Genomic DNA, 26110 nt, shown 5'->3' on the forward strand with positions numbered 1-26110 from the left:
CGGTCGCTCTAATATCCGGGCATGGAACCGGGTCTGAGGACGCAGGTCGGCGGCGGCACCGCGACCGTCACGATCAGCAATACGGGCAAGCGCAACGCGATGACCGTGGCGATGTGGCGGGAGCTGCCGCCGCTGCTGGCGCGGCTGGCGGCGGACCGCGCGGTGCGGGCGCTGGTGCTGACCGGCGAGGGCGGGACGTTCTGCGCGGGGGCGGACATCGGGTCGCTGCGGGACGCCGCGGGCGATTCGCCGGGGCTGGCGGTGGCGGCCGAGGAGGCGCTGGCGGCCTTCCCCCGGCCGACGGTGGCGGCGATACGGGGCTACTGCGTGGGCGGCGGGGCGCAGTTGGCGGCCGCCTGCGATCTGCGGTTCGCCGAGGAGGGCGCGCTGTTCGGGGTGACGCCGGCCAAGCTGGGGGTGGCGTACCCGGCGTCGGCGACCCGGCGGCTGGTCCGGCTGGTGGGGCTGCCGGCCGCCAAGTACCTGCTGTTCTCGGGGGAGTTGATCGACTGCGCGCGGGCGCTGCGGACCGGGTTGGTGGACGAGGTGGTGGACGCGGGCGGGCTGGACAAGCGGATCGCGGAGTTCACCGCGATCCTGGCGAGCCGGTCGCTGCTGACCCAGACCGCGGCCAAGGAGCTGGCCAACGGGACGTGGGACGTGCCCCCCGAGGAGGCGGAGGCGCGCGGGGCGTACTGGGCGGCGCGGGCGCGGGAGAGCGGGGAGACGGCGGAGGGCGCGGCGGCCTTCCTGGAGCGGCGGGCGCCGCGGTTCCGGTGGCCCGAGGGCTGAGCCGCGGCCGCCCGCCCGCGCCGCCGGTTCCTCACGCGCCGCCGGCGCCCCCGTCCCGCCACCGCTTGCCGGCCAGGATGAGGCCGCCGTGCTCCCGCAGGGCGGTGACGACGGCGGCCGGCGCCTTGTCCGGGGCGCCGGCGTCGTAGGGCGGCTGCGGGTCGTACTCGATGCCGAGCTGGATGGTCTGCGCGGTGAAGTCCCCGTCGATCCGGCCGGCCAGGGTGAGGCCCATGTCGATGCCGGCGGAGACCCCGGCGGCGGTGACGTACTTGCCGTCGAAGACCACCCGCTGCCCCGTCGGTTCGGCGCCGAAGGCGGGGAGCTGGTCCAGCGCGAGCCAGTGGGAGGTGGCCCGGCGGCCCCGCAGGAGGCCGGCGGCGGCGAGGAGGAGCGAGCCGGTGCAGACCGAGGTGGTCCAGGTGGTGCCGGCGTCCACGGTCCGGATCCAGTCGTGCAGCGGGCCGTCCGCCATGAGCGCGGCCTGCCCGGGGCCGCCGGGGACGACGAGGACGTCCGGCGCGGTGACGTCGCTCAGCGCGGCCTCCGCGACGAGGTGGAGGGAGCCCTTGTCGCTGCGGTGGACGCCGGGGCGTTCGGCGACGAAGACCACCTCGGCGTCCGGGACGAGGCCGAGGGTCTCGTACGGGCCGACGGCGTCCAGAGCGGTGAAGCGGTCGTAGAGGAGGATGGCGATCTGCATGGGGGCCTCGTTCCGTGCGGGGTGTTCCGTGCGGGGTTCCTGGTGGGGCGTGCCCGGTGGGGCTTGCCCGGTGGGGCGTGCCCGGTGCGGTGCGGCAGGGCGGGCGGTGGTCAGGGCGGTGGGGCGGGGCGGAAGCGGCGGCGGTACTCGGCCGGGGAGGCGCCGAGGGTCCGGACGAAGGCCCGGCGCATCGCCTCGGGCGTGCCGTAGCCGCAGTGCCGGGAGATCCGCTCGATGCCGTCGGCGGTGTCCTCCAGGCTCCGCCGGGCCGCCTCCAGGCGGACCCGGTCGACGTAGCGCCCGGGGGTCATCCCGGTCTCGTCGCGGAAGGCGCGGGCGAAGTGCCGCGGGGAGAGCCCGGCGCGGGCGGCGAGCGCCTCGACGCAGAGGTCCGCGCCCGGGTTCTCGCTGATCCACTGCTGGACGTCGCGCAGCGGGCGGCGTTCGGCGGTCTGCGCGGCGAGCTGGGCGCTGAACTGGGTCTGGTTGCCCGGGCGGCGGAGGAAGACGACCAGGAGGCGGGCGACGCGCAGTGCGACGTCCCGGCCGAGGTCCTCCTCCACCAGGGCCAGCGCCAGGTCGATGCCGGCGGTGACACCGGCGGAGGTGGCCACGTCGCCGTCCCGGACGTAGATCGGCTCCGGTTCGACGCGGACGGCGGGGTGGCGCGCGGCGAGCGTGGCGCACAGGCTCCAGTGGGTGGTGGCGCGGCGGCCGTCCAGCAGGCCGGCCGCGGCCAGCAGGAAGGCGCCGCTGCACACCGAGACCTGGCGGCGGGCGCGCGGGGCGTGCCCGCGCAGCCAGTCGACGATCCGCGGGTCGGGGGTGCGGGTGCCCTCGCCGCCGGGGACGAGGAGGGTGTGCGGCGGTGCGGTGACCGCGCCGAGCGCGAGGTCGGGGACGAGGGTGAGGCCGCTGGTGGTGCGGACCGGGGCGCCGTCCGGGCTGGCGGTGCGGATGCGGTAGGCGCCGGGGGCGCTCCCGCCGGCGCCGGTGAACACCTCGACCGGGCCGGTCACATCGAGGCTCTGCACGCCGTCGAAGAGGACGACCAGCACATCGCGCGGTTCCATGCCGTCCATCCTGATCACCGGGCGCGAGGGCGGCAATGACGGAAAACCCACCTTTCCTGCCACGCCGGGACCGCCGGCCGGCGGCGGGCGCCCGGCAGGCCGCCGCGGGAGCCGCCGCAGCCCTCGGCCGGACCGCCGGCGACGCCATACCAACGGGTCGGTAACCTGCTCGCATGACGTCTTCCAGCGCACTGCCCGACAAGGCCGGCCGGCACTGCCAACAGGTGCTCAACCCCTTCCACTCGGCGCACTACTTCGCCCCCGAACTCCCCGCGGAGATGGCCGCGTTGGGCGTCCAGGACAGCCGCGCCGGCTACTTCGCCGCGCGCAGCGCGCCGATGGGCGCGGTGGGCCCGGGCACGGTCGCCGCGACCTTCTACTCCTTCAGGTACGAACTGGTCGCCCGCCACGTCCCGCAGGTCTGGACGGTGACCACACCGCAGGCCGTCCTGGAGGCCCGGCTGCGCGCGGTGGACGCCACGCTGCGCCGCCTGCTCGGCGAGGAGGCGCTGGCCGCACCGGAGATGGCCGAGGCCGCCGAGCTGGCGCTGCGCGCCGCCGAGGGCTGCGTCCGGCACTTCCGGCCGCTGTACGCCGCGCACGCCGATCTGCCGGTGCCCGACGCCCCGCACCTGGCCTACTGGCACGCCGCCTCCCTGCTGCGCGAGCACCGCGGTGACGGCCACCTCGCGGCCCTGGTGGACGCCGAGCTGGACCCGGTGGAGGCGCTGGTGACGCACACCGCCACCGGGCGCGGGATGAGCTACCGGGGCCTGCTGGCGACCCGCGGCTGGTCGCCGGAGGAGCTGACGGCGGCCCAGGAGCGGCTGCGCGGGCGCGGACTGCTGGACGCCGCGAACGAGCTGACCCCGGCCGGGAAGCAGTTGCGCGAGGACCTGGAGGCGGCCACCGACCGGCTGGACCGGGCGCCCTACGCGCACCTGGGGGCGGCCGGGGTGGCCCGGCTGACCGAGCTGGCCGCCGGGTTCACCACCCGCCTCATGGCGGCCGGGGCGTTCCCCGCCGAGCTGTTCGGCAAGGAGTAGCCGGCCGCGCGGCGGCGGGGGCGGCGGGGTGCGGGTGCGTCCTCTCACACCGCGCCGCTCCGGCCGGGCGGTGCGACACCGCGGGGGGCCACCCGGCACAATGCAGGCTCAAGGCAAGTCGCTGGAAGGCGGGCAGGATCAACGTGACGGCAGCCACGGAGCCGACCGGGACCCTCGGGTCCATCGAAGCGAGGATCGCCGAGGAGCTCGGCGTCAAGGAGCGGCAGGTGAAGGCCGCGGTCGAGCTGCTCGACGGCGGCTCGACGGTCCCGTTCATCGCGCGCTACCGCAAGGAAGCGACCGAGATGCTCGACGACGCGCAGCTGCGGTCCCTGGAGGAGCGGCTGCGCTACCTGCGGGAGCTGGAGGAGCGGCGGGCCGCGGTCCTGGAATCGGTGCGGTCGCAGGGCAAACTGGACGCCGCGCTGGAGGCGCAGATCCGCGGGGCCGAGTCCAAGGCCCGGCTGGAGGACATCTACCTGCCGTTCAAGCCCAAGCGGCGCACCAAGGCGCAGATCGCCCGGGAGGCGGGCCTGGCGCCGCTGGCCGACGGGCTGCTGGACGACCCGTCGGTGGAACCGGCCGCGGCCGCCGCGGCGTTCGTGGACCCGGACAAGGGCGTGGCGGACGCGGCCGCGGCCCTGGAGGGCGCGCGGGCGATCCTGACCGAGCGGTTCAGCGAGGACGCGGACCTGATCGGGGAGCTGCGCGAGCGGATGTGGACGCGCGGCCGGGTCGCGGCGAAGGTCCGCCCCGGCAAGGAGGAGGAAGGCGCCAAGTTCGCCGACTACTTCGACTTCGCCGAGCCGTTCACCGAGCTGCCCTCGCACCGGGTGCTGGCGATGCTGCGCGGCGAGAAGGAGGACGTCCTCGACCTCACCCTGGAGCCGGAGGACCCGGCCGAGGCCGGTGAGGGCCCCAGCGCCTACGAGCGGGCCGTCGCGCACCGCTTCGGGATCACCGACCGGGGGCGGCCTGGCGACGCCTGGCTGCGGGACACCGTCCGCTGGGCCTGGCGCACCCGGATCCAGGTGCACCTGGGGATCGACCTGCGGCTGCGGCTGCGGCAGGCCGCCGAGGACGAGGCGGTCCGGGTGTTCGCCGCCAACCTCCGCGACCTGCTGCTCGCGGCGCCCGCCGGGACGCGCGCCACGATGGGCCTGGACCCCGGTTTCCGTACGGGCGTGAAGGTGGCGGTGGTCGACGCGACCGGCAAGGTGGCGGCGACCGAGACCGTCTACCCGCACGTGCCGCAGCAGAAGTGGGACGCGGCGCTGGCCACGCTGGCGCGGCTGGCGCGCGAGCACCGCGTCGAGCTGATCGCGATCGGCAACGGCACCGCCTCCCGGGAGACCGACAAGCTGGCGGCCGAACTCATCGCCGCCCAGCCGGAGTTGAAGCTGACGAAGGTGATGGTGTCCGAGGCGGGCGCCTCGGTGTACTCCGCCTCCGCGTTCGCCTCCCAGGAGCTGCCGGAGCTGGACGTCTCGCTGCGCGGCGCGGTGTCCATCGCCCGCCGCCTCCAGGACCCGCTGGCCGAGCTGGTCAAGATCGACCCGAAGTCGATCGGGGTCGGCCAGTACCAGCACGACCTGGCCGAGGCCAAGCTGTCCCGTTCGCTGGACGCGGTGGTCGAGGACTGCGTGAACGGCGTCGGGGTGGACGTCAACACCGCCTCCGCGCCGCTGCTCGCCCGGGTCTCCGGCATCAGCGCGGGCCTGGCCGAGAACATCGTCGCCCACCGGGACGGCAACGGCCCGTTCCGCTCCCGCAAGGCCCTCAAGGACGTGCCGCGGCTGGGCCCGAAGGCGTACGAGCAGTGCGCGGGCTTCCTGCGGATCCGGGGCGGCGACGACCCGCTGGACGCCTCCAGCGTGCACCCGGAGGCGTACCCGGTCGTGCGCCGGATCGTGCGGGCGGCCGACCGCGAGGTCGGGCAGCTGATCGGCAACACCGCGGTGCTGCGCGCCCTGCGCCCGGACGACTTCGTGGACGACTCCTTCGGTCTGCCGACGGTCACCGACATCCTCCAGGAGCTGGAGAAGCCGGGCCGCGACCCGCGTCCGGAGTTCCGCACCGCGACCTTCAAGGAAGGCGTGGAGAAGATCGGCGACCTGGCGCCGGGGATGCTCCTGGAAGGTGTGGTGACCAACGTCGCCGCCTTCGGGGCGTTCGTGGACGTCGGCGTGCACCAGGACGGTCTGGTGCACGTCTCGGCGATGTCGAAGACCTTCGTCAAGGACCCGCGGGACGTGGTGAAGCCCGGCGACATCGTGCGGGTCAAGGTGCTCGACGTGGACATCCCGCGCAAGCGGATCTCGCTGACCCTGCGGCTGGAGGACGAGCCCGGCAAGGGCCCGGCGGGCGGCGGCGAACGGCGCGGCGGCGGGGCCCGCGAGGGCCGGGGCGGTGCGCCGCGGCAGCGGCAGGGCGGCGGCGGCCGGCGCGGCGGCGAGGGCCGGGGCAGTCGGGACGCCGGTCCGGTCAACGACGCGATGGCGGACGCGCTGCGGCGGGCCGGGCTGCTGGGCGGCACGGGCCGCTGAGGTCCGCGGGCGGCCCGCGGTGGTCTTCCGGGCGGTGGTGGGACGGTGTCCCGCCGCCGCCCGGGCCCGTTTCCGGGGCCGCGGTGTCCGGGCAATTCCGTGGACGGGGCCGGGCCGCCCGGGTTACCCTGCGGATCATGAACAGCCCCGAGTCCTCAAGACGCTAGCCACCGGCGCCGTCCGGTGGCTGCTCAGCTTTCTCCGCCACCGGACCGCCCGTTGAGGCAGGTCTTGTCATCGCGGTAGCCGGGGCTGCCGCTTCCCCACCGGCCGTACCGCGGCGCCGTCGGATCGTCCGACGGCGCCGCCGGGCCGTGCCGGTCGTGTGTGGTGCGGAGAAATCTCATGCCATTCGTGCTGTATCTGCTCGCGCTGGCGGTGTTCGCGCAGGGCACTTCCGAATTCATGCTGTCCGGGCTGATCCCGGACATCGCCGCGGACCTCCGGGTGTCCATCCCCGCGGCGGGGGCGCTGACCTCGGCGTTCGCGGCCGGGATGGTCGTCGGGGCGCCGCTGATGGCGCTGCTGAGCCGGCGCTGGCCGCGGCGCCGGGCGCTGCTGGTCTTCCTGGTCGCCTTCCTGGTGGCGCACGTGGTGGGCGCGGTGACCGGCAGTTTCGCGGTGCTGCTGACCACCCGGGTGGTGGCGGCGCTGGCCAACGCCGGGTTCCTGGCGGTAGCGCTGGCGACCGCGGCGGCGCTGGCCGCGCCGGGCGCCACCGGCCGGGCCACCTCGATCCTGCTGAGCGGCACGACGCTGGCCTGCGTCGCCGGGGTCCCGGCGGGCGCGGTGCTGGGCCAGCAGTGGGGCTGGCGGGCGGCGTTCTGGGCGGTGGCGGCGGTGTCCCTGCCGGCCGTCCTGGCCCTCGCCCGGTCGGTGCCCGGTGCGGAGGACGGTGCCGGAGCGGGGGCCGCGGTGGGCGCGCGCGGGGAGCTGCGGGCGCTGCGCCGGCCGCGGCTGCTGGTGACGCTGCTGCTGGGCGCGCTGGTCAACGGCGCCACGTTCTGCACCTTCACCTATCTCGCGCCGCTGGTCACCGGCGTCAGCGGGCTCGGGGCCGGCGCGGTGCCGGTGGTGCTGGCGCTCTTCGGGCTGGGGTCGTTCGCCGGGGTCACGGCCGGCGGGCGGCTGGCGGACCGCCGGCCGCGCCCGCTGCTCGCGGCCGGGGGCCCGGCGCTCCTGGCGGGCTGGGCGCTCTTCGCGCTCACCGCGGGCCATCCGGCGGCCGCCGTCGCGCTGGTCCTCGTCCAGGGCACCCTCTCGTTCGCGGTCGGCTCCACCCTCATCGCGCAGGCGCTCCACGCGGCGGCCGAAGCCCCCACGCTGGGCGGCGGTTTCGCCACCGCCGCGCTCAACGTGGGTGCCGCGCTGGGCCCTTGGTGCGGCGGCGCGGCACTCGCCGCCGGCTTCGGCTACCGCGCCCCCCTGTGGGTCAGTGCCCTGCTGGTGGCCCTGGCCCTGATCCTCGGCGGCACGGCGGAGCTGGTCCGGCTGCGCCGCCGGGCCGACGGGGCGGCCGGCGGGGCGGGGGTGGCGGCCGGGGGGTGACCCTGCGGGCGGCCCGAGCGGTCCGGTCGGCTATGGAGCCCGGTCGGCCGGTCGGCCCGGCGGGCTTCCGACCCGGTCCGTCCGGGCCGCCGGCCGCCGCCGGGTCCGCGTACCGCCGCCGGGCCCCCGCCCCGCCGCCGGTACGCCCCGGCGGCCTTCAGGCCGGTGCCGCTCGGACCGGTGCCGCTCAGACCAGTGCCGTCTGGCCGCGCAGGCGTTCCAGTTCGGTGGCGACGTCGGTGAGGGTCGCGCAGTCCGGGAGGGGGCGCAGGGGCGGCGGCGGGGCACCGGTGGCGGCGGGGCCGTCGGGGGCCGCCAGGGCCTCGGCCATGGTGGACAGCGCCCGGCAGAGCCGTTCGGCCTCCTCCGGGGACGGGCGGCGGGCGCCGCGGTCGAGGCGGACCGCGCAGGCGGTGGCCGCGTCGACGATGCGTTCCGCGGCGGCGACCACGGTCAGCCAGTCGGGGCCGGCGGCACGGCCGGTGCGGAACTCCGCGGCGGCGGTCTCGGCCGCGGCCCGGGCCTCGGCCAGCGTCCGGTACGCGGCCCGGCGCAGCGCCCGGCGGCGGGCCGCGACGGCGCCGCCGGGGTCCTGGCCGGGCCGCGGTGCCAGCACGTACCGCAGGAAGCGCTCGGTGGCGCGCAGCGCCTCGGTGACCCGCGCCCCGACCCGGCGGCGGGGGTCGGCCAGCCGCGGCAGATGGCCGACGAGCAGCACGATCACACAGGCGAGGAAGGTGTCGGTGATCCGCTCGGCGGCGGTCGGCGCGGCGCTGTGCGGGTAGCCGCCGCCGGGCGACGCGGAGGCCGCACCGACGTAGACGAAGGACAGCACCATCACCGTGACCGCGCCGGTCTGAAGCGCGAAGTGGCGGGTGGCGAACGGCAGCAGCGCCCCGCCCGCGCCGGCCAGCAGCGCGGGCCACCAGGCCCACCCGGCACCGAGCGACAGCCCGGCCGCGGCGAACACCAGGACCCCGGCGGCGGTGCCGGCGAAGCGGTTGACCGTACGGGAGAACAGCGGGCCGAGGTCCGGCTTGACCAGGAAGGTGACGGTGACCGGGAGCCAGTACCAGTGGCCGGGGCGGAGCAGCAGCGCCACCGCGGTGCTGGCGGCGATGCAGACCGCGACCCGCAGTCCGTAGTCCCGGGCGGCGGGGCCGAGCAGGCCGCGGGACCGGGTCGGCGGGCCGGGCCGCCGGACGCGGAGCGGGAACGGTGCGCGGACGGGCAGGGCCCCGGCGGGCGGCGCCGGCCGTTCCCGGGCGAAGGCGACCGCGGCGTCCAGCAGGGCGTGGTCGAAGGCGGCGCGGGCGGCGGAGCTGTGCTCGGGGGCGGCGAGCCGGCCGGGCGGGCGGCCGGTGCGCAGCGCCTCGGCGAAGCGCCGGGGGGCGGCGGCGATCCGCGGCGGCAGCGGCCGGGCCTCCCACAGCAGGGCGACGCCGGCCTCGCAGAGCGCGGTGGCCGCGGCGAAGCGCTCGGCCAGCAGGAGCTCCCCGGGGCGCGGCGGCCGGCGCAGCAGCCGGCCGGTGAGGCGGCGCAGCCGCAGCGCCTCGTCGGCGCGGTCCAGGGCGGCGGTGAGCCGGCGCCGGGCGGCCTCCGCACCGGGTCCGCCGGCCGTCGCGAGGGCGTCGGCGAGCGCGTCGAAGACGGTGGCGACGGCGGCCCGCTCCCCGCTGAGCGGGCCGCCCGCCGGGCGCGGCGGGCGCAGTGCCAGCCGCAGCAGGAGCAGCCAGAGGCAGCCGGCGAGCACGTAGAGCGCCTTTGCCCACGGCGCGCCGGGCAGCGGCATGCCGGCGCCCAGGACGGTGGCGGCGAGCAGTTGCATCGCGGCGGTGGAGCGGACCGGGCCGGCCACGCTGCCCGCGCCGGAGACGAAGCCCACCGCGGCCAGCGCCGGCACGGTCCACCAGCCCGCACCGGCCGTCCGCAGCGTCGCGCCGAGCAGCATCCCGAGGGCGGCGGCCAGCGCGGGCAGGCCGATGTGGACGACGCCGGTGCGGCGGGTGCCGGGGCGGTCGTTGACGCCCGCCAGCATCGAGCCGAGTCCGGCGAGCACCCCGGGCGCCGGGTGACCGGCGGCGATCCCCGCGGCGAGCAGCGGCCCCGCGCACAGCGTGCCCCGGGCCACCGCCGCCCAGGGCACGGGCAGCCGCTGCCAGCGGAAGGGGTGGGCGAGCCAGGCGGGCAGGGCGCGCCGGGGGCGGGGCATGGGTCTCCTCGGACGGTGACGTGGGCAGGGGACGCGGGCGGATCCGAGGGGCGACATCGGCCGACGGTGCCGGGGCCCGGCCGGTGGTGCGGCGCGGGCCGGTCCACCGGGGGCACCACCAGCGTAAGGTCCGGCTTTGTCCGGACCGCTTCCGGAGGGTTACGCGAAGATCACATGCGCCTTAAGCGGGCCGGTGAACGGGCCGGTCCCAGGGCCCGGCCGGGGACGTACCGGCCGGAGGGCCCGTGATCCTCCGCACACCGGCCGCGGCGCGCCCGGCCCGGGACGCGCCGGCCGGAGATCACATGATCCGGACCGCGCCGGCCGGGGAAGCCCTACCCCAGCACCGGTCCGCAGTGCCGGTGCGCGGTACCGGGGCGCGGTGCGGGCCGGGGCCGGCGGGCGCGAGGGCGTGGGAGGGTGCGGAGATGGCGGACCAGCGGGCGGCGGTGCCGGGCGGGGCGGTGGCACCGGAGGTGTGCGTGGTCGGCGCCGGGGTGATCGGGCTGACCTCGGCGGTCGTGCTGGCGGAGGCCGGCTGCCGGGTGCGGGTGGTGGCCCGCGACACGGCCGGCGGCACCACCTCGGCGGTGGCCGGCGGACTGTGCTGGCCGTACCGGATACAGCCGTACGCGGAGGCGGTCCGGTGGTCGCTGCGGTCCCTGGAGGTGCTGACCGGGCTTGCCGCCCGGCCGGACCGGACCGGGGTGCGGCTGGTCGCCGGGACCCTGGCGGACGGCCCGGGGGCGGACGGCGGTGCGCAGGGGCCCGAGGACGGGCTCGCCGACTGGTACGCGGCGGTCCCCGGCTGGCGGCGGGCGCGCGCCGCGGAGCTGCCGGCCGGCTGCCGGGCGGGGTGGCGGGCCCGGACGCCGCTGGTGGAGATGCCGGTGCACCTGCGGTACCTGGAGCGGCGGCTGGCGGCTGCCGGCGGCTCGCTGGTGCGGCGGCCGGTGGCGTCCCTGGCGCAGGCCGCGGAAGGCGTCCGGGCGGTGGTGAACTGCGCCGGGCTGGGCGCCCGGGAGCTGGTCCCCGATCCGGCGGTGCGGCCCGTCCAGGGGCAGTTGGTGATCGTGGAGAATCCGGGCGTGGCGGAGTGGTTCACCGCCGCCGAGGCGGGCGCGGTGGACACCACGTATCTGCTGCCGCAGCCGTTCGGCCTGGTCCTGGGCGGTACGGCGCGGGAGGGCGGCTGGTCGCGGGAGCCGGATCCGGCGGTCGCGGAGGCGATCGTGGCGCGCTGCGCCCGCCATGTCCCCCAGGTCGCGCGGGCCCGGGTCCTGGCGCACCGGGTGGGGCTGCGCCCGGCCCGTCCGGCGGTGCGGCTGGCAGTGGAACGGCTGCCGGACGGGACGGTGTGCGTGCACAACTACGGGCACGGGGGCGCCGGGGTGACGGTGTCGTGGGGCTGTGCGGAGGAGGTGCTGCGGCTGGTGCGGGCGGCGGCCGGGCGCTGAGCCCGCGCCCGGATGTTCCGGTGCGGGCCGCGCCCGGCCCGGCGCCTCATCGGTCCACCGGCCGCCCGGCCACGAGGTGGTACTCCGCCCGGCCGTCGAGCAGCAGCGGGACGAGGGCGCGCAGGGGCTGGCGGAGCGGGACGGTGGCGCCGCCGCCGGCGTCCGGCCGCCAGGTCACGCCGTGTGCCGCGAGGACCGGGCGGACCCGGGCGTACTGGGCGGCATCCAGGCGGTAGGCGCGCGGGGGCCGGGTCAGGACGCGGTCGGCGGCCGGCGGGTCGTTGTCGGCGCCGCCGAGGTAGACGGGGCCGCGGTCCGCCAGGCCGGCCGCCCGGGCCGCCGCGGTGGCCGCCGCGATGCGCCCGCGGTGCCGGTCGAGGAAGGCGAAGAGCCCTTTGAGACCGGCGAGTTGGGAGGTGACGCGGCGGCGGTTGTTGCGTGCCGGGTCGGCCTTCTCGGCGTCGGTGAGGGGATCGACGCGGGTCTCCACCAGGAGTCCGACCGCGCCCTTGACACCGGCGGTGTTGCGCAGGATCCGCTCCTGGCCGTCCCCGGCGACCTGTTTGACGGGGTCGCCGGTCACCGGGTCGGTCCAGATGCCGTAGACGCCGGTGCTGAAGCCGGCCCGGCGGACGGCGGGGGCGACGAAGTCGTCGGCGAGGGCGGCCGACTCCCGGTGGACGGCGTCCGCGGTGTTGGGGTTGCGCGGCCACAGGGAGAGCAGGTCCTTGACGTAGTACGGCGCTTTGGGCGTGTATTCGTGCAGGTCGTAGACGGCGTCGGGGTGGTGGTCGCGGAGCACGGCGGCCATCGCGCGGGCTTCGGGGGTGGCCAGGGCGAGGTGGTCGCGGTTGATGTCGGTGCCGTCGGCGTTGCCGCGGGTGTCGGCGGCGCGGCCGTCGGGGTTGGCGGTGGGCACGACGAGGACGCCGGTGCGGGCCAGGAAGCGGCGGGTGGCCGGGTCGGTGGCGTAGGCCAGGTCGCGGATGGTGGTCAGGCAGGCTTCCCGGCCGGAGGGCTCGTCGCCGTGCTGGGAGCAGATCAGCAGGACGGAGGTGCCGGGCCGGGCGCCGGCGGGGCGGGCCGGGGCACCGATGCGGACCAGGCGCAGCGGGCGGCCCTGGGCGGTGGTGCCGATCCGGTCGACGCGGACCCGGTCCGAGGCGCGGGCCACCGTCGCCAGGAACGCCGCCTCCTCGGCTTCGCCGGTCCAGCGGGCGCCGTGGCTGGTCTCGAATCCCGTGCGCGGCACGGGGGTCGGTACCGCTTCGGTGACGGGCGGGGCGGGGGTGAAGGCGGCGGTGAGGGCGGCGGTCAGCGCGCCGAGGACCAGGCCGCGGGAACGGAGTGCTCTGCGGGGTGCCACGAGGGGGCCTCCGTGGGTGGGCAGCAGGGGTGGGGCCGCCCCGGGTCGCCGGGGCGGCCCCGGCCGGTCAGGAGCCGTACGGCAGCCGGCTGAGGGCCGGCGGCGGGGCGATGCCCTCGGTGGCGGTGCCGGCCGGTGCGGCGGCCGGGTGGCCGGCGGTGGCCCGGGCGAGGGCCGGGGCGCCGCCGGTGACCGGCAGCCGGGCGGCGGTGCGGGCCAGGTCGAGGGTGAGGGTGGGGCGGGTGGCGGGCGGGTCGATCAGGTGGGCGTCGGTGCCGGCCACGATCAGGGCGAGCCGGTGCCCGGCGGGCACGACGTGGTCGCTCGCGGCGAGGCGGAGGGTGAGGGTGTAGGGCGTGCCGGGGGTGAGCGGGTGGCCGCGGTGCGGGTCGGTGGCGTGGCCGAGGTCGGCCCAGCCGCGGCTGAAGACGGTGGCGCCGACACCGGTGGTGTCGGCGGCGGTCTCCTTGAAGCAGCCGGTGTCGGCGGGGGTGCCGGCGCCCCAGCAGGTCGTCCCGGTCAGGGTGCGGATGCCCTCCCCGTCGCCGGCGTAGTTCCGGATGGTGTCCGGGCCGAGGTCGACCAGCACGGCCGAGAGGTGCGCGCTGGTGGTGCTGGGGGTGGCGGTGACGGTGACCGTGCCGGCGCCGGAGAGCCGCAGCGGGGCGGTCAGCGGCCCGGTGGTGAAGGCGGCCTTGTCCGGGGTGGCCCGGTCGGCGTCGGCGGCCCAGTCGGCCTCGCCGCGGGCGGGGTCGTCGGTGAAGGCCGCGGTCCGGCCGGACGGGGCGGGCCGGGTGCCGAGGACCCCGGCGCCGGCGGTGGTGCCGGGGCGCGGGTAGACGGTCACCGAGGCGGTGCCGGGGGCGGGCCAGCGGGCGTCGGTGGTCCAGGTGCCGGGGGCGCGTTCGATGTCGGCCATCGGCGCGCGTTCGATGCCGTTGCGGTAGCCCATCAGGTAGTGGTCGAACCACCGGTGGAGGGTGTCCACCCAGGCGCCGCGCCGGTAGTCGAAGGGGTCGACGTGGCCGGTCTGGGAGAGCCAGATCTTGCGCTGGACGCCGTGCCGGGCGAGCGCGTCCCACCACTGGCCGACGTGCTGGGTACGGACGTTGAGGTCCTGCATGCCGTGGACGAGGAAGACGCTGGCGCGGACCTTGCCCGCGCTGCGGACGTAGTCGCGCTCGGTCCACAGGCCGGTCCAGTCGCCGTTGCGCGGGGCGCCGTCGGCGAGCTTGCGCTGGACGGCGGCGCAGTTCCCGTGCGCGCCGGGGCTCTCGACGGCGTCGGCGAGGCCGTCCGGGCCGCCGTCGTAGAGCGGGGCGCCCTGGGCGAAGTAGTAGTCGTACCAGGAGGAGATGCCGGAGATCGGGACGATGGTCGCGAGGCCGGGGACGCCGGTGGCGGCGACGCCGTTGGCGATGGTGGCGTCCCAGCTCTTGCCGATCATGCCGGTGCGGCCGTTGGACCAGCCGGCGGTGACGGGGCTGCCGCCGGTGCGGGCGGTGTAGCCGCGGGCCCGGCCGTTCAGCCAGTCGACGACAGCCTTGGCGGACTGGATGTCGGAGCGGCCGCCGACGTCGACGCAGCCGTCGGAGCGATTGGTTCCGGCCAGATCGACGAGGACGGTCGCATAGCCGCGGGGGACGAAGTAGTTGTCGTAGAACAGCGGGAACCCGATCGGCCGGCCCTGGGCGTCATAGGTCTTCTTCTGGCTCTCGTTGCCGCGTCCGCAGCAGGAGTAGTAGGGGCTGGCATCCATGATCACCGGTATCCGGCGGCCCTGCCGGGCGGGTTCGGCGGGCCGGATGATGTCGGCCGCGACCCGGTCGGGGCGGCCGTCCGCGTCGCCGTCCAGCCCGGTGTCCACCCAGACCGTCTCGCGGATGGCGTGGTCGTAGGAGTAGACGGGCCGGCTCTCCCCGGGCGGTGGGGCCGCACTCGCCGCGGGTGGCCCGGCGAGCAGGGCGAGGAGGGCGAGGACGGCCGCGCCGACGAGCGTGGTCCATGGGGTGTGGGGTAGTCCCCTCCGTATCGTCACGGGCGGACGGTAGCGCGGGTCAACTCCCGGGCAGAAGAGGGCCGCAGGGGACGCATGTCGACGAGATGTCGGTCATGTGTCAAATGGGGCCATGGACATGACGTGGGGCGGGGTGCGCACATAAGGTCCTCAACAGTTCCACCCCCCCTACGAGTTGGAGGACTCGTGCGTCACAGACTCCTGGTCCCGGGCGCGGCCGCGCTGAGCCTGCTGCTGGCGATCCCGGCGGCGGCCGCCGGCCTCGATGTCCACGGCACCCCGGGCGCCCCGGGCGCGGGCGACAGCTACTACCCCGAGAGCGGCAACGGCGGGTACCGCGTCTCCCACTACGACCTGCGGCTGAAGTACCAGCCGAAGACGGACCTGCTGGAGGGCACGGCGACCCTGCTCGCCCGGACCACGCAGGACCTCTCCCGCTTCAACCTGGACTTCGGCCTCCAGGTCAGCGAGGTCCGGGTGAACGGCAAGAAGGCCGCCTTCGCCACCTCCTCCAAGCACGAGCTGGAGGTCACTCCGGCCGCGCCGCTGGAGAAGGGCAAGGACATCACCGTGGTGGTCCGCTACGCGGGCAAGCCCTCGGAGCTGAAGATCGACGGCTTCACCGCCTGGGCCCGTACGCCGGACGGCGCGGTGGTGGCCCAGGAGCCGGATTCGGCCGTGTGGTGGTTCCCCAGCAACGACCACCCCACCGACAAGGCGACGTACGACATCTCGGTCGCGGTGCCGGACGGCACCCAGGCGCTCAGCAACGGCGTACTGGCCTCGCAGTCCTCCAAGCTCGGCTGGACCCGCTACAACTGGCGCTCGGACAAGCCGCAGGCGACGTACCTGACGACGCTGGCGATCGGCAAGTTCGACATCACCACCGACACCACCGCCGGCGGACTGCCGGTGATCAACGCGGTCAGCCCGGACCTGGGCGCCAACCTCGGCTCGGCGCGCGCCAGCATCGAGCGCACCACCGAGATCACCGAGTGGCTGGAAAGCGTCTTCGGCCCGTACCCGTTCAACGCCGTCGGCGGCTACGTCCCCAACGTCCCGGCCGGGTACGCGCTGGAGACCCAGACCCGGCCGTTCTACGGCAAGAAGGCGTTCGACCGGGGCACCAACGTCTCGGTGGTGGTGCACGAGCTGGCCCACCAGTGGTACGGCGACAGCGTGTCGCTCAAGGACTGGAAGGACATCTGGCTCAACGAGGGCTTCGCCGCGTACAGCCAGTGGCTGTGGTCGGAGAAGGAGGGCGAGGGCACCGCGCAGCAGCTGGCGGACTACGTCTACGCCCAGCACCCGGCCGACGACCCCTTCTGGACGGTCAAGCCGGGCGACCCGGGCGCGGACCGGCAGTTCGACTCGGCGGTCTACGACCGCGGCGCACTGGCCCTCCAGGCGCTCCGCAACAAGATCGGCGACAAGGTCTTCTTCGACCTCCTCAAGTCCTGGCCGACGGAGCACCGGTACGGCAACGCGGCGGTCGGGGACTTCGTGAAGTTCGCGGAGAAGAAGTCCGGCACGCCGCTGGCCGGCTTCTTCGACACCTGGCTGTACCAGCCGGTCAAGCCGGCCGCGGGGGCCGGGGCGAAGGCGTTCGCCGCGCGCGGGCTGGTCGCCCAGCCCAAGTCCTGGAAGCAGATCGCGGCCACCCACGACGTGCACGGCGGGCACTGACCGGACACCGGCGGGCGGGACCGGAGCGGGTGCGCCGGTCCCGCCCGCCGGCGCGTCACCGCAGGCCCGCGCGGTACTCCCGGCGGGCCCGGCGGGCGGGCGGCAGATAGCGCAGCCGCTCCGGCAGGACCGGCACGACCGTGCGCACCACCCGGCCCAGCCGGCGCAGCCGGCGCTCCTGGGCGTCGGTCCACGGCAGGCCGAGGGCGCGCCGGGCGTCCGCCGGCATCAGGCCGATGGTCAGGAAGCGGAGGAGCCGGAGGAAGCCGGGCCGCAGCACCGGCCAGCCGAGCCGCAGCAGCAGCCGCAGCCACCGGGGACCGCGGTCGGGGGGCGGCAGCGGCCGGTCGGTGGCGAGCAACTCTCTTACCACGGCGGTCTGTTCGAGTTCGGTGTCGAGGACCTCGCGGTAGTACGGCCAGAACTCCTCGATGGTCTGCGGCAGGTCGCGGTCGCGGAGGCCCAGGACCCGGCCGACCCGGAGCCACTCCGCGTAGAGCCGCCGCTCCTGCGCCGGGGTGAAGGGGCGGCCGAGGTAGCGCTGGGCGTGCCGGAAGACCGGGTAGCCGGTGGCGTGCACCCAGGCGTAGCAGGCGGGGTTGAGCGCGTGGTACGCCCGGCCGTGCGCGTCGGTGCCCCGGATGGTGCGGTGCAGCGTCCGCAGCCGCCGGCCCTCCTCGGCGGCCCGCGCACCGCCGTACACCCACAGCTGATAGGAGGCCAGGGACCGCTCCCCGCGGCCCCACGGGTCGGTGCGGAAGACGGAGTGGTCGGCCACGCCGGCGCCCACCGCGGGGTGCGCGACCTGGAGGGTCAGCGCGGCGGGCAGGCTCAGCAGCGTCCTGACGTCCCCGACCAGCGACCAGAGCACCCCGCCGGGCGGGGGCGGCACCGGGTCGGCACGTACCGGCTTCATCCGTTCTACGCCCATTCGTGCGGTGTTCATCCGTTTCCCCATCATACGGCCGCCCCCGGCGACCGGCGGTCCCACGGGCCGGTGCCGGGGCGGCGGGGTGCCAAGGGCGGCGGGCGGGCGGCGGGCCGGGACTCACCCCGCCGGCAAGGGGACTTCACCGCCGCGCCGCGCCTCTGCATCCTTTCGCCTCCGAATCCGTCCATCTCCCGCCCATCGGACGGTTACCTGGAAGTAACTCCAGCTGGTTTGATGTGCGTCGCCGGTGCACGCCCCCATGTCCCCACCTCCACAGGGAGTTTCCGTGCCGCACTCCGTGCCGCGTACGTTCCGGACCGCCGCCCTCGCCGGGGCCCTGGCCGTCGCCGCGCTGGCCGCCACGTCCCCCACCGCGACGGCCGCCACCGCGCCCCGGCTGAAGGTGCTCAGCTACAACACCTTCCTGATGAGCAAGAACCTCTACCCCAACTGGGGCCAGGACCACCGCGCCCAGGCGATCACCGCGGCGGACTTCTTCCACGGCAACGACGTCGTCGTGCTCCAGGAAGCCTTCGACAACTCCTCCTCGGACGCGCTGAAGGCGCGGGCCGCCGCGGAGTACCCGCACCAGACACCGGTGGTCGGCCGCAGCCGGAGCGGCTGGGACGCCACCGGCGGCGCCTACTCGGCCGTCACGCCCGAGGACGGCGGGGTGACGCTGCTGAGCAAGTGGCCGATCCTGCGCAAGGAGCAGTACGTCTACCAGGACGCCTGCGGTTCGGACGCCTTCTCCAACAAGGGCTTCGTCTACGCCGTCCTGGACGTGGGCGGCACCCGGGTGCACGTGGTCGGCACCCATACCCAGTCCACCGACTCGGGCTGCAAGGCCGGTGAGGCGGCCGCCGACCGGGCCAGGCAGCTCAAGGAGATCGACGCCTTCCTCGACGCCCGGAACATCCCGGCGGACGAGGAGGTCATGGTGGCCGGCGACCTCAACATCGACTCCCACGGCACGGAGTACCAGGCCCTGCTGGCCAACGGCGATCTCGCGGCCGCCGACAGCCGCACCGGCCACCCGTACTCCTTCGACACCCAGGAGAACTCGATCGCCCGCTACCGCTACCCCGGCGAGCCCCGCGAGGACCTGGACTACGTGCTGTTCCGCAACGGCCACGCCCGGCCCGCCGACTGGCACAACACCGTGGTCGAGGAGGAGTCGGCGCCCTGGACCGTCTCCAGCTGGGGCAAGGACTACACCTACACCAACCTCTCCGACCACTACCCGCTGCGCGCCGGCTGACCGGTCCGCCAAACGCCGCAGGGCGGCCGCGGCGGCCCGGAGGCTGCCGCGGCCGCCCTTGGCAGGCCGTGGGGTTACGGTGCCGCGCGGCTCACTCGGCGAGTTCGCGCTCGGCGGCGATCCGGCTCACCCGGCCGCGGACCGCGAACCAGCCGCCGACCAGCGCCGCGGCCAGCACCGGGATCAGCAGCACGGTCTTCCGGCCGACACCGTCGTCGAACCACATCAGCACGATGACGCCGAGCAGGAAGGCGATGGTGGCCAGGTCGGTGACCGGGGTGCCGGGGAGGCGGAAGCGCGGGCGCTCGACCAGTCCCTGCTTGGAGCGGCGCACGAACACCATGTGGCAGATCATGATCGTGCACCAGGTGCTGATGATGCCGAGCGCCGCGATGTTGATGACGATCTCGAACGCGTCGCTGGGCAGCCAGTAGTTCAGCCCGACGCCGAGCACGCACACCGCGGAGGTGAGCATGATGCCGCCGTAGGGGACCTGGTTGCGGTTCATCCGCCCGGCGAACTTCGGCGCGGAGCCGGCCATGGACATCGAGCGCAGGATGCGGCCGGTGGAGTACAGGCCGGAGTTCAGGCTGGACATCGCGGCGGTGAGCACGACGAGGTTCATCACGTCGCCGGCGTGCGGGATGCCGACGTGGGACAGCACGGTGACGAACGGGCTCTCGTTGGCGCTGAAGACGTTCCACGGCAGCAGCATCGCCAGCAGGATCACCGAGCCGACGTAGAAGATGCCGACCCGCCACATGATCGAGTTCACGGCCTTGGGCACGATCTTCTGCGGCTCGCTGGTCTCACCGGCGGTGACGCCGACCAGCTCGACGGCCGAGTAGGCGAAGACCACGCCCTGGAGCACGATCACCACGGGCAGCAGACCGGTCGGGAACAGGCCGCCGTGGTCGGTGATCAGGTGCAGGCCCGGGGTGTGCCCGTCGACCGGGTGCTGGGTGGCCAGCAGGAAGATCCCGATGAACATGAAGACCACCAGCGCCGCGACCTTGATGATCGCGAACCAGAACTCCATCTCACCGAAGATCTTCACCGAGATGAGGTTGATCGAGAGCACCACCGCCAGCGCGATCAGCGCCATCACCCACTGCGGAATGCTGGTGAACAGGCTCCAGTAGTGGGTGTAGAGGGCGATCGCGGTGATGTCGGCGATACCGGTCGTGGACCAGTTGACCACGTACATCCAGCCCGCCGCGTAGGCGCCCTTCTCGCCCAGGAACTCCCGGGCGTAGGAGACGAAGGAGCCGGAGGACGGGCGGTGCACGACCAGTTCGCCCAGTGCGCGGACGACGAAGAAGGCGAAGAGCCCGCAGACCGCGTAGGCGACGGCCAGGGCCGGGCCGGCGGAGTGCAGCCGGCCGCCGGCGCCCAGGAAGAGCCCGGTACCGATCGCGCCGCCGATGGCGATCATGTTGATGTGCCGGCTCTTGAGACCCTTGCTGTAGCCGGCGTCTCCCGCGTCCTGCCGGACCCCGCTCCCCCCGTCCGATGGCCGCTGGGCTTCATCCACGACGGTTTCAGTGCTCACTGGTGGTTCATCTCGCTTTCGGAGAGCTTGACCATGACCGGCTCCGCGGGTCGCGCGAACGGCCAGTCGGCACACCTTCCCCGAAGAGCGGACCGCCGTCTGTGGGAGATTTCACATGGCGGACTTAAGACCAGGTATTTGTCCGCCTTTGTGGCAAATAACACGGCGGTGTGGCCGCAGCGGCGATGAGTGTTCGCCAGTTTGCCGACTTCGCTCTACTCGCCGGTAGCGAAATTCGCTTGCTCGCGCCCGTCGCATCTGTACCCCCGGCCCGCACGCTGCGTGACGCCCGGTACGTGCGGCGGGCGCCGCGGAGGTTTCACAGCTGTGGTGAGACAGCAATACTGTTGAACATGATGGAGTCCGCCCCCGGTCTGACCGTCGACGAGCTCGCCGCCCGCGCGGGCGTGACGGTCCGCACGATCCGCTTCTACAGCACCCGCGGTCTGCTCCCGCCGCCCGAGATCGGACCGCGCCGGGTCGGCCGCTACGGACCGGACCACCTCTCACGGCTCGCGCTCATCGAGGAGCTCCAGCACCAGGGCATGACGCTGTCCGCCATCGAACGCTACCTGGCGCAGCTGCCGCCCGACCTGAGCGCCCAGGACCTGGCCATCCACCGGGCGCTGGTGGCCGGCTGGATCCCGGACCAGGCCGAGGACGCGACCCTGGAGCAGCTGGAGCGGCGGGCCGGCCGGGAGCTGACCGAGGAGGACCTCGACCGGCTGGCGGCGATGAACGTCCTGGTGCGGACCGAGGACCCGGGGGTCTACCGCGTCGATCCGGGGCTGCTGCACCTGGGGGCCCGGCTGCTCGACGTGCCGATCGCGCTGGAGACGATCCTGGCGGCGCGCACCGTCGTCATCGAGCACACCCGCTCGGCGGCCCGGGAGCTCAGCCGCCTCTTCAAGGACGAGGTGTGGGAGCCGTACCGGGACGGCGGGCCGGACGCGGCGGAGATGGCGCGGATGAAGTCGCTGTCGGCGCATATGCAGCCGATGGTGGTGCAGGCGCTGGTCACGGCGTTCCAGCGGTCGATGAAGGAAGAGCTGCGGGAGTGGCTCGGCACGGGCGGCCGCGACGGACACGACAGCGGGGACGGCCGGGACGGCCGGGAGGCCGGGGCCGCCGGGGCGCGTCCCGGCGGGGGCGACGGCGGCGGCGCCACCGGCGCGGGGTGACGGGGGCGGACCGCGCGGACCCGCCCCCGTCAGGCGTGGGTCAGTCCGTGAACGTCTCACCCCTGTCGGCCTTCTCGACCAGCAGCGCGGGGGGCGCGAACCGGTCGCCGTAGGCCGCCTGGAGCTCCCGGGCCCGGGCCACGAAACCGGACGGGCCGACGAGGTCCTCCCGTCCGGGGCCGCCCCGGTAGCCGTTGATGTACTGGAGCACACCGCCGGTCCAGCCGGGGAAGCCGATGCCCAGGATGGACCCGATGTTGGCGTCGGCGACGGAGGTCAGCACGCCCTCCTCCAGGCAGCGGACGGTGTCCAGCGCCTCGGCGAACAGCATCCGCTCCTGCATGTCCCGGAACGGGATCGCGGCGCCGGCGCGCCCGAAGTGCTCGCGCAGCCCTGGCCACAGGCCGGTCCGCCGGCCGTCGTCGCCGTAGTCGTAGAAGCCCGCGCCGCCGCTGCGGCCGGGGCGCCCGAACTCGTCGACCATGCGGTCGATGACGGTGTCGGCCGGGTGCGGCTGCCAGGTGCCGCCGGCCTCCTCCACGGCGCGCCGGGTCTCCTCACGGATCTTGCGCGGGAGGGTGAGGGTCAGCTCGTCCATCAGGGAGAGCACCTTGGCGGGATAGCCGGCCTGGGCGGCGGCCTGTTCGACCGAGGCGGGGTCGAGGCCCTCGCCGAGCATCGCCACGCCCTCGTTGATGAAGTGGCCGATGACCCGGGAGGTGAAGAAGCCGCGGGAGTCGTTGACGACGATCGGGGTCTTGCGGATCTGGCGGACCAGGTCGAAGGCGCGGGCCAGGGCCTCGTCACCGGTGCGCTCGCCCTTGATGATCTCCACCAGCGGCATCTTGTCGACCGGGGAGAAGAAGTGCAGGCCGATGAAGTCGGCGTCCCGCTCGACGCCTTCGGCCAGCAGCGTGATGGGCAGGGTGGAGGTGTTGGAGCACAGCAGCGCGTCCGGGGCGACGAGGTGCTGGATCTCCTTGAAGACCTTGTGCTTGAGGGCGACGTCCTCGAAGACCGCCTCGATGACCGCGTCGCAGCCGGCCAGGTCGGCGGGCTCGGCGGTGGGGGTGATCCGGGCCAGCAGCTCGTCGCGCTTGCGCTCGGTGGTCCGGCCCTTGGCGAGCGCCTTGTCGAGCAGGCCCTCGGAGTAGCTCTTGCCCCGGCGGGCGGCGTCGAGGGTGATGTCCTTGAGGACCACGTCGATACCGGCCCTGGCGCAGGCGTAGGCGATGCCGGCGCCCATCATGCCGGCGCCGAGGACACCGACCTTGCGGACCGTGCGCGGCTCGATGCCCTGGGGGCGGCTGCGTCCGGCGTTGACGGCCTGGAGGTCGAAGAAGAACGCCTGGATCATGTTCTTGGAGACCTGGCCGGTGACCAGCTCGACGAAGTAGCGCGCCTCGATGGTCTGGGCGGTCTCGAAGTCGACCTGGGAGCCCTCGACGGCCGCGGCGAGGATGTTGCGCGGGGCCGGGTAGGGGGCGCCGTTGAGCTGCTTCTTGAGGTTGGCGGGGAACGCCGGGAGGTTGGCGGCGAACTTCGGGTGGGCGGGGGTGCCGCCGGGGATCCGGTAGCCCTTGACGTCCCAGGGCTGCTGGGATTCGGGGTGCGCGTCGATGAACTCCCGCGCCTTGGCGAGGAGTTCCTCGGGGGTCTGCGCCACCTCGTGGATCAGCCCGGCCTCCTGTGCGCGCGGGGCGCTGTACTGGGTGCCCTGGAGGAGCACCTTCAGCAGGGCGTCGGTGATGCCCAGCAGCCGGACGGTGCGGGTGACGCCGCCGGCGGCGGGCAGCAGGCCGAGGGTGACCTCGGGCAGGCCGATCTTGGTGCCGGGGGTGTCCAGGGCGACGCGGTGGTGGCAGGCCAGGGCGATCTCGTAACCGCCGCCCAGCGCCGCGCCGTTGATCGCGGCGACGACGGGCTTGCCGAGCGTCTCGATGCGGCGCAGGTCGCGCTTGATGCCGTTGCCCGCCTCGAACGCCTGCTGGGCCTGGTCGGGGGTGACGGCGATCAGGTCGTGCAGGTCGCCGCCGGCGAAGAAGGTCTTCTTGGCGGAGGTGATGATGACGCCGCGGATGCCGTCGCGCTCGGCCTCCAGGCGGTCGGCGACCGCGGTGAGGGAGGCTTTGAAGGCGCCGTTCATGGTGTTGGCGGACTGGTCGGGGTCGTCCAGGACCAGGGTGACGACGCCGGTCTCGTCCTGTTCCCAGCGGATGGTGGTGGCTCGGCTCATGGTCGGTACTCCGTAGTGGGGTGGGACGAGGGTCAGAGGCGCTCGATGACGGTGGCGATGCCCATCCCGCCGCCGACGCAGAGGGTGGCCAGGCCGTAGCGCTTGTCCTGGCGCTCCAGTTCGTCGACGAGGGTGCCGAGGATCATCGCGCCGGTGGCGCCGAGCGGGTGGCCCAGGGCGATCGCGCCGCCGTTGACGTTGACCTTGTCCAGGCTCAGGCCCATGTCCTTGACGAAGCGCAGCACGACCGCGGCGAACGCCTCGTTGATCTCGACCAGGTCGATGTCGTCGATGGTCAGCCCGGCTTTGGCCAGTGCCTTGCGGCTGGCGGGGGCGGGGCCGGTGAGCATGATGGTGGGCTCGGAGCCGGAGACCGCGGCGGAGACGATACGGGCCCGCGGGGTGAGGCCGTAGCGCTCGCCGACCTCGCGGGAGCCGATGGCGACCAGGGCGGCGCCGTCCACGATGCCGGAGGAGTTGCCGGCGTGATGGACGTGGTCGATCTTCTCGACCCAGTGGTACTTCTGGAGGGCGACCGCGTCGAAGCCACCGGCGTCGCCGATGGCGGCGAACGACGGCTTCAGGCCGGCCAGCGAGTCGGCGGTGGTGCCGGGGCGCAGGTGCTCGTCGCGGTCGAGGACGACCAGGCCGTTGCGGTCCCGGACGGGGACGACGGAGCGCGCGAAGCGGCCGTCCTTCCAGGCCGCGGCGGCCCGCTCCTGGGACAGCGCGGCGTACTCGTCGACGTCGCGGCGGGAGTAGCCCTCCAGCGTGGCGATGAGGTCGGCGCCGATGCCCTGCGGGACGAAGCCGGTGTCGAAGTTGGTCATCGGGTCGGCGAACCAGGCGCCGCCGTCGGAGGCCATCGGGACCCGCGACATCGACTCCACGCCGCCGGCCAGGACCAGGTCCTCCCAGCCGGAACGGACCTTGGCGGCGGCCATGTTGACCGCTTCGAGGCCGGAGGCGCAGAAGCGGTTCTCCTGGACCCCGGCGACGGTGTCGGGGAGGCCGGCGGCGATCGCGGCGATCCGCGCGATGTCGGAGCCCTGGTCGCCGACCGGGCCGACGACGCCCAGCACGATGTCGTCGACGGCGGCCGGGTCGAGGCCGGGGAAGCGCCGCCGGACCTCGTGGATCAGGCCGACGACCAGGTCGATGGGCTTGGTGCCGTGCAGGGCGCCGTTCGCCTTGCCGCGGCCGCGGGGGGTGCGGATCGCGTCGTACACATACGCTTCGGTGCTCACGGGGAAGCCTTTCTTTCCGGCCCGGGGCGGGACCGGCGGCGCACGGCCGCCGGTGCCACGGGCCCGGGAGGCGCAGTCGGGGAGGGTCAGCCGAGCAGGGAGCGGCCGATGATCTCCTTCATGATCTCGGTCGTCCCTCCGTAGATGGTCTGGATCCGGCCGTCGGTGAAGGCGCGGGCGACGGGGTATTCGGTCATGTAGCCGTAGCCGCCGTGGAGTTGCAGGCAGCGGTCGGCGACGCGCTTGTGGAGTTCGGTGGCCCACCACTTGGCCATGGAGGCGTGCACGGCGTCCAGGGCGCCCGCGGCGTGGTCGGCGATGCAGCGGTCGAGGAAGGCGCGGGTGACCGCGCACTCGGTGGCCATCTCGGCGATCTCGAAGCGGATGTGCTGGAGCTTGGCCAGCGGCCGGCCGAACGCCTCGCGCTCCTTGACGTAGCGGGTGGTGAGCTCCAGGACGTGCTCCGCACCGGCGATCCCGGCGACGGCTATCGCCATCCGCTCCTGGGCGAGGTTGGTCATCAGGTGCACGAACGCGCCGTTGAGTTCGCCGAGCAGATTCTCCTTGGGCACCCGGACGTCGTGGAAGAACAGCTCGGCGGTGTCCTGGGACTTCTGGCCGATCTTGTCGAGGTTGCGGCCGCGCTCGAACCCGGGCGCCCCGCGCTCGACGACCAGCAGGCTCAGGCCGTGCGCGCCGCCCTCGGGCGTGGTCCTGGCGACGACGATGACGAGGTCGGCGAGGATGCCGTTGGAGATGAAGGTCTTGGAGCCGTTGAGCACCCAGTGGTCGCCGCGGTCCTCGGCGGCGGTGCGGATGCCCTGGAGGTCGGAGCCGGCGCCGGGCTCGGTCATGGCGATGGCGGTGATGGTCTCGCCGGTGCAGAAGCCGGGCAGCCAGCGGCGCTTCTGCTCGTCGGTGGCGAGCGAGGTGAGGTAGGGGCCGACGATGTCGTTGTGCAGGCCGATGGCCAGGCCGGGGGCGCCGGCGCGGGTGAACTCCTCGGCCAGTACGGCGCTGTAGCGGAAGTCGGTGGTGCCCCCGCCGCCGTACTCCTCGGGGACGGCCAGGCCCAGCAGCCCCTGGCGGCCGGCGGCGCGCCAGGCGTCCCGGCTGACGATGCCGTCCTTCTCCCACTGGGCGTAGTGCGGTGTCACCTCCTTGGCGAGGAAGGTGCGCACCGTCTCGCGGAAGGCTTCGTGGTCCTCGGTGAAGAGCTGGCGCTTCACTCTGCTGTCCCTTCGGGGGTGCGGTGC

General features: G+C 74.8%; 18 protein-coding genes. 8 read left to right on the plus strand and 10 right to left on the minus strand.

Annotated features, from left to right (window positions below):
- Nucleotides 1-21: 21 nt before the first annotated feature.
- A complete protein-coding gene (locus MUU72_RS06395; protein WP_248012135.1) occupies nt 22-792 on the plus strand; it encodes an enoyl-CoA hydratase/isomerase family protein in 771 nt (256 codons plus the stop codon).
- Between the two features lie 31 nt (nt 793-823).
- Here MUU72_RS06395 and MUU72_RS06400 read toward each other — a convergent pair whose 3' ends face one another.
- The gene (locus MUU72_RS06400) at nt 824-1495 is read right to left on the minus strand and encodes a DJ-1/PfpI family protein (RefSeq protein ID WP_248012136.1); all 672 of its coding nucleotides are present in this window, start codon (nt 1493-1495) and stop codon (nt 824-826) included.
- Between the two features lie 110 nt (nt 1496-1605).
- Nucleotides 1606-2568 (minus strand): GlxA family transcriptional regulator, encoded by a 963-nt coding sequence (locus tag MUU72_RS06405; RefSeq protein ID WP_248012137.1) that lies wholly within the window; start codon nt 2566-2568, stop codon nt 1606-1608.
- A 173-nt stretch (nt 2569-2741) separates the two neighbouring features.
- Here MUU72_RS06405 and MUU72_RS06410 point away from each other — a divergent pair, with 173 nt between their 5' ends.
- The 3 genes from MUU72_RS06410 to MUU72_RS06420 all read left to right on the plus strand — a co-directional run bounded on the left by MUU72_RS06410 (nt 2742) and on the right by MUU72_RS06420 (nt 7708).
- On the plus strand, nt 2742-3614 hold the full coding sequence (locus tag MUU72_RS06410; RefSeq protein WP_248012138.1) for an SCO6745 family protein: 873 nt from the start codon (nt 2742-2744) through the stop codon (nt 3612-3614).
- A gap of 143 nt (nt 3615-3757) precedes the next feature.
- Complete coding sequence (locus tag MUU72_RS06415) at nt 3758-6160, plus strand: Tex family protein (RefSeq protein ID WP_248012139.1); 2403 nt, start codon at nt 3758-3760, stop codon at nt 6158-6160.
- Nucleotides 6161-6505: 345 nt separating this feature from the next.
- A complete protein-coding gene (locus MUU72_RS06420; protein WP_248012140.1) occupies nt 6506-7708 on the plus strand; it encodes a Cmx/CmrA family chloramphenicol efflux MFS transporter in 1203 nt (400 codons plus the stop codon).
- A 187-nt stretch (nt 7709-7895) separates the two neighbouring features.
- Here MUU72_RS06420 and MUU72_RS06425 read toward each other — a convergent pair whose 3' ends face one another.
- Nucleotides 7896-9920, minus strand: coding sequence for an FUSC family protein (locus tag MUU72_RS06425; RefSeq protein ID WP_248012141.1), 2025 nt, complete (start codon nt 9918-9920; stop codon nt 7896-7898).
- A gap of 428 nt (nt 9921-10348) precedes the next feature.
- On the opposite strand from MUU72_RS06425, the gene MUU72_RS06430 reads away from it, so the two are divergent.
- On the plus strand, nt 10349-11377 hold the full coding sequence (locus tag MUU72_RS06430; RefSeq protein WP_248012142.1) for an FAD-dependent oxidoreductase: 1029 nt from the start codon (nt 10349-10351) through the stop codon (nt 11375-11377).
- Nucleotides 11378-11423: 46 nt separating this feature from the next.
- On the opposite strand, the gene MUU72_RS06435 is transcribed toward MUU72_RS06430, so the two are convergent.
- Both MUU72_RS06435 and MUU72_RS06440 read right to left on the minus strand, forming a co-directional pair.
- Nucleotides 11424-12743: a M14 family metallopeptidase gene (locus MUU72_RS06435; protein WP_248012143.1), complete on the minus strand. Its 1320-nt coding sequence runs from the start codon at nt 12741-12743 to the stop codon at nt 11424-11426.
- A gap of 67 nt (nt 12744-12810) precedes the next feature.
- Nucleotides 12811-14781 carry a Xaa-Pro dipeptidyl-peptidase gene (locus MUU72_RS06440; RefSeq protein ID WP_248012144.1) on the minus strand — a complete coding sequence of 657 codons (1971 nt, stop codon included), beginning with the start codon at nt 14779-14781 and terminating at the stop codon, nt 12811-12813.
- 165 nt (nt 14782-14946) lie between these two features.
- Here MUU72_RS06440 and MUU72_RS06445 point away from each other — a divergent pair, with 165 nt between their 5' ends.
- Nucleotides 14947-16446 (plus strand): M1 family metallopeptidase, encoded by a 1500-nt coding sequence (locus MUU72_RS06445; RefSeq protein WP_248012145.1) that lies wholly within the window; start codon nt 14947-14949, stop codon nt 16444-16446.
- Between the two features lie 55 nt (nt 16447-16501).
- Here the strand turns inward: MUU72_RS06445 and MUU72_RS06450 are convergent, their stop codons facing one another.
- A complete protein-coding gene (locus tag MUU72_RS06450; protein ID WP_372503014.1) occupies nt 16502-17377 on the minus strand; it encodes an oxygenase MpaB family protein in 876 nt (291 codons plus the stop codon).
- A 286-nt stretch (nt 17378-17663) separates the two neighbouring features.
- On the opposite strand from MUU72_RS06450, the gene sph reads away from it, so the two are divergent.
- A complete protein-coding gene (gene sph, locus MUU72_RS06455) occupies nt 17664-18638 on the plus strand; it encodes a sphingomyelin phosphodiesterase (RefSeq protein WP_248012147.1) in 975 nt (324 codons plus the stop codon).
- 91 nt (nt 18639-18729) lie between these two features.
- Here sph and MUU72_RS06460 read toward each other — a convergent pair whose 3' ends face one another.
- The gene (locus MUU72_RS06460; protein ID WP_248012285.1) at nt 18730-20172 is read right to left on the minus strand and encodes an amino acid permease; all 1443 of its coding nucleotides are present in this window, start codon (nt 20170-20172) and stop codon (nt 18730-18732) included.
- 371 nt (nt 20173-20543) lie between these two features.
- On the opposite strand from MUU72_RS06460, the gene MUU72_RS06465 reads away from it, so the two are divergent.
- Nucleotides 20544-21371 carry a MerR family transcriptional regulator gene (locus tag MUU72_RS06465; protein ID WP_248012148.1) on the plus strand — a complete coding sequence of 276 codons (828 nt, stop codon included), beginning with the start codon at nt 20544-20546 and terminating at the stop codon, nt 21369-21371.
- Nucleotides 21372-21411: 40 nt separating this feature from the next.
- Here MUU72_RS06465 and MUU72_RS06470 read toward each other — a convergent pair whose 3' ends face one another.
- From MUU72_RS06470 to MUU72_RS06480, 3 genes are all read right to left on the minus strand, one after another.
- On the minus strand, nt 21412-23607 hold the full coding sequence (locus MUU72_RS06470) for a 3-hydroxyacyl-CoA dehydrogenase NAD-binding domain-containing protein (RefSeq protein WP_248012149.1): 2196 nt from the start codon (nt 23605-23607) through the stop codon (nt 21412-21414).
- A gap of 32 nt (nt 23608-23639) precedes the next feature.
- Nucleotides 23640-24854, minus strand: a complete 1215-nt coding sequence (locus MUU72_RS06475; RefSeq protein ID WP_248012150.1) for an acetyl-CoA C-acetyltransferase — start codon at nt 24852-24854, stop codon at nt 23640-23642.
- A gap of 86 nt (nt 24855-24940) precedes the next feature.
- Nucleotides 24941-26083 carry an acyl-CoA dehydrogenase family protein gene (locus MUU72_RS06480; RefSeq protein ID WP_248012151.1) on the minus strand — a complete coding sequence of 381 codons (1143 nt, stop codon included), beginning with the start codon at nt 26081-26083 and terminating at the stop codon, nt 24941-24943.
- Nucleotides 26084-26110: the final 27 nt, after the last annotated feature.

It is taken from the genome of Streptomyces rhizoryzae, from assembly GCF_023155275.1.
GTDB lineage: Bacteria > Actinomycetota > Actinomycetes > Streptomycetales > Streptomycetaceae > Streptomyces > Streptomyces rhizoryzae.

Excerpts from the sequence above, each read along its gene's own strand:
- MUU72_RS06395 (WP_248012135.1), top strand. The coding sequence starts at position 22 with ATGGAACCGGGTCTGAGGACGCAGGTCGGCGGCGGCACCGCGACCGTC.
- MUU72_RS06400 (WP_248012136.1), bottom strand. The coding sequence starts at position 1,495 with ATGCAGATCGCCATCCTCCTCTACGACCGCTTCACCGCTCTGGACGCC.
- MUU72_RS06405 (WP_248012137.1), bottom strand. The coding sequence starts at position 2,568 with ATGGAACCGCGCGATGTGCTGGTCGTCCTCTTCGACGGCGTGCAGAGC.
- MUU72_RS06410 (WP_248012138.1), top strand. The coding sequence starts at position 2,742 with ATGACGTCTTCCAGCGCACTGCCCGACAAGGCCGGCCGGCACTGCCAA.
- MUU72_RS06420 (WP_248012140.1), top strand. The coding sequence starts at position 6,506 with ATGCCATTCGTGCTGTATCTGCTCGCGCTGGCGGTGTTCGCGCAGGGC.
- MUU72_RS06425 (WP_248012141.1), bottom strand. The coding sequence starts at position 9,920 with ATGCCCCGCCCCCGGCGCGCCCTGCCCGCCTGGCTCGCCCACCCCTTC.
- MUU72_RS06430 (WP_248012142.1), top strand. The coding sequence starts at position 10,349 with ATGGCGGACCAGCGGGCGGCGGTGCCGGGCGGGGCGGTGGCACCGGAG.
- MUU72_RS06450 (WP_372503014.1), bottom strand. The coding sequence starts at position 17,377 with ATGGGCGTAGAACGGATGAAGCCGGTACGTGCCGACCCGGTGCCGCCC.
- MUU72_RS06465 (WP_248012148.1), top strand. The coding sequence starts at position 20,544 with ATGATGGAGTCCGCCCCCGGTCTGACCGTCGACGAGCTCGCCGCCCGC.
- MUU72_RS06470 (WP_248012149.1), bottom strand. The coding sequence starts at position 23,607 with ATGAGCCGAGCCACCACCATCCGCTGGGAACAGGACGAGACCGGCGTC.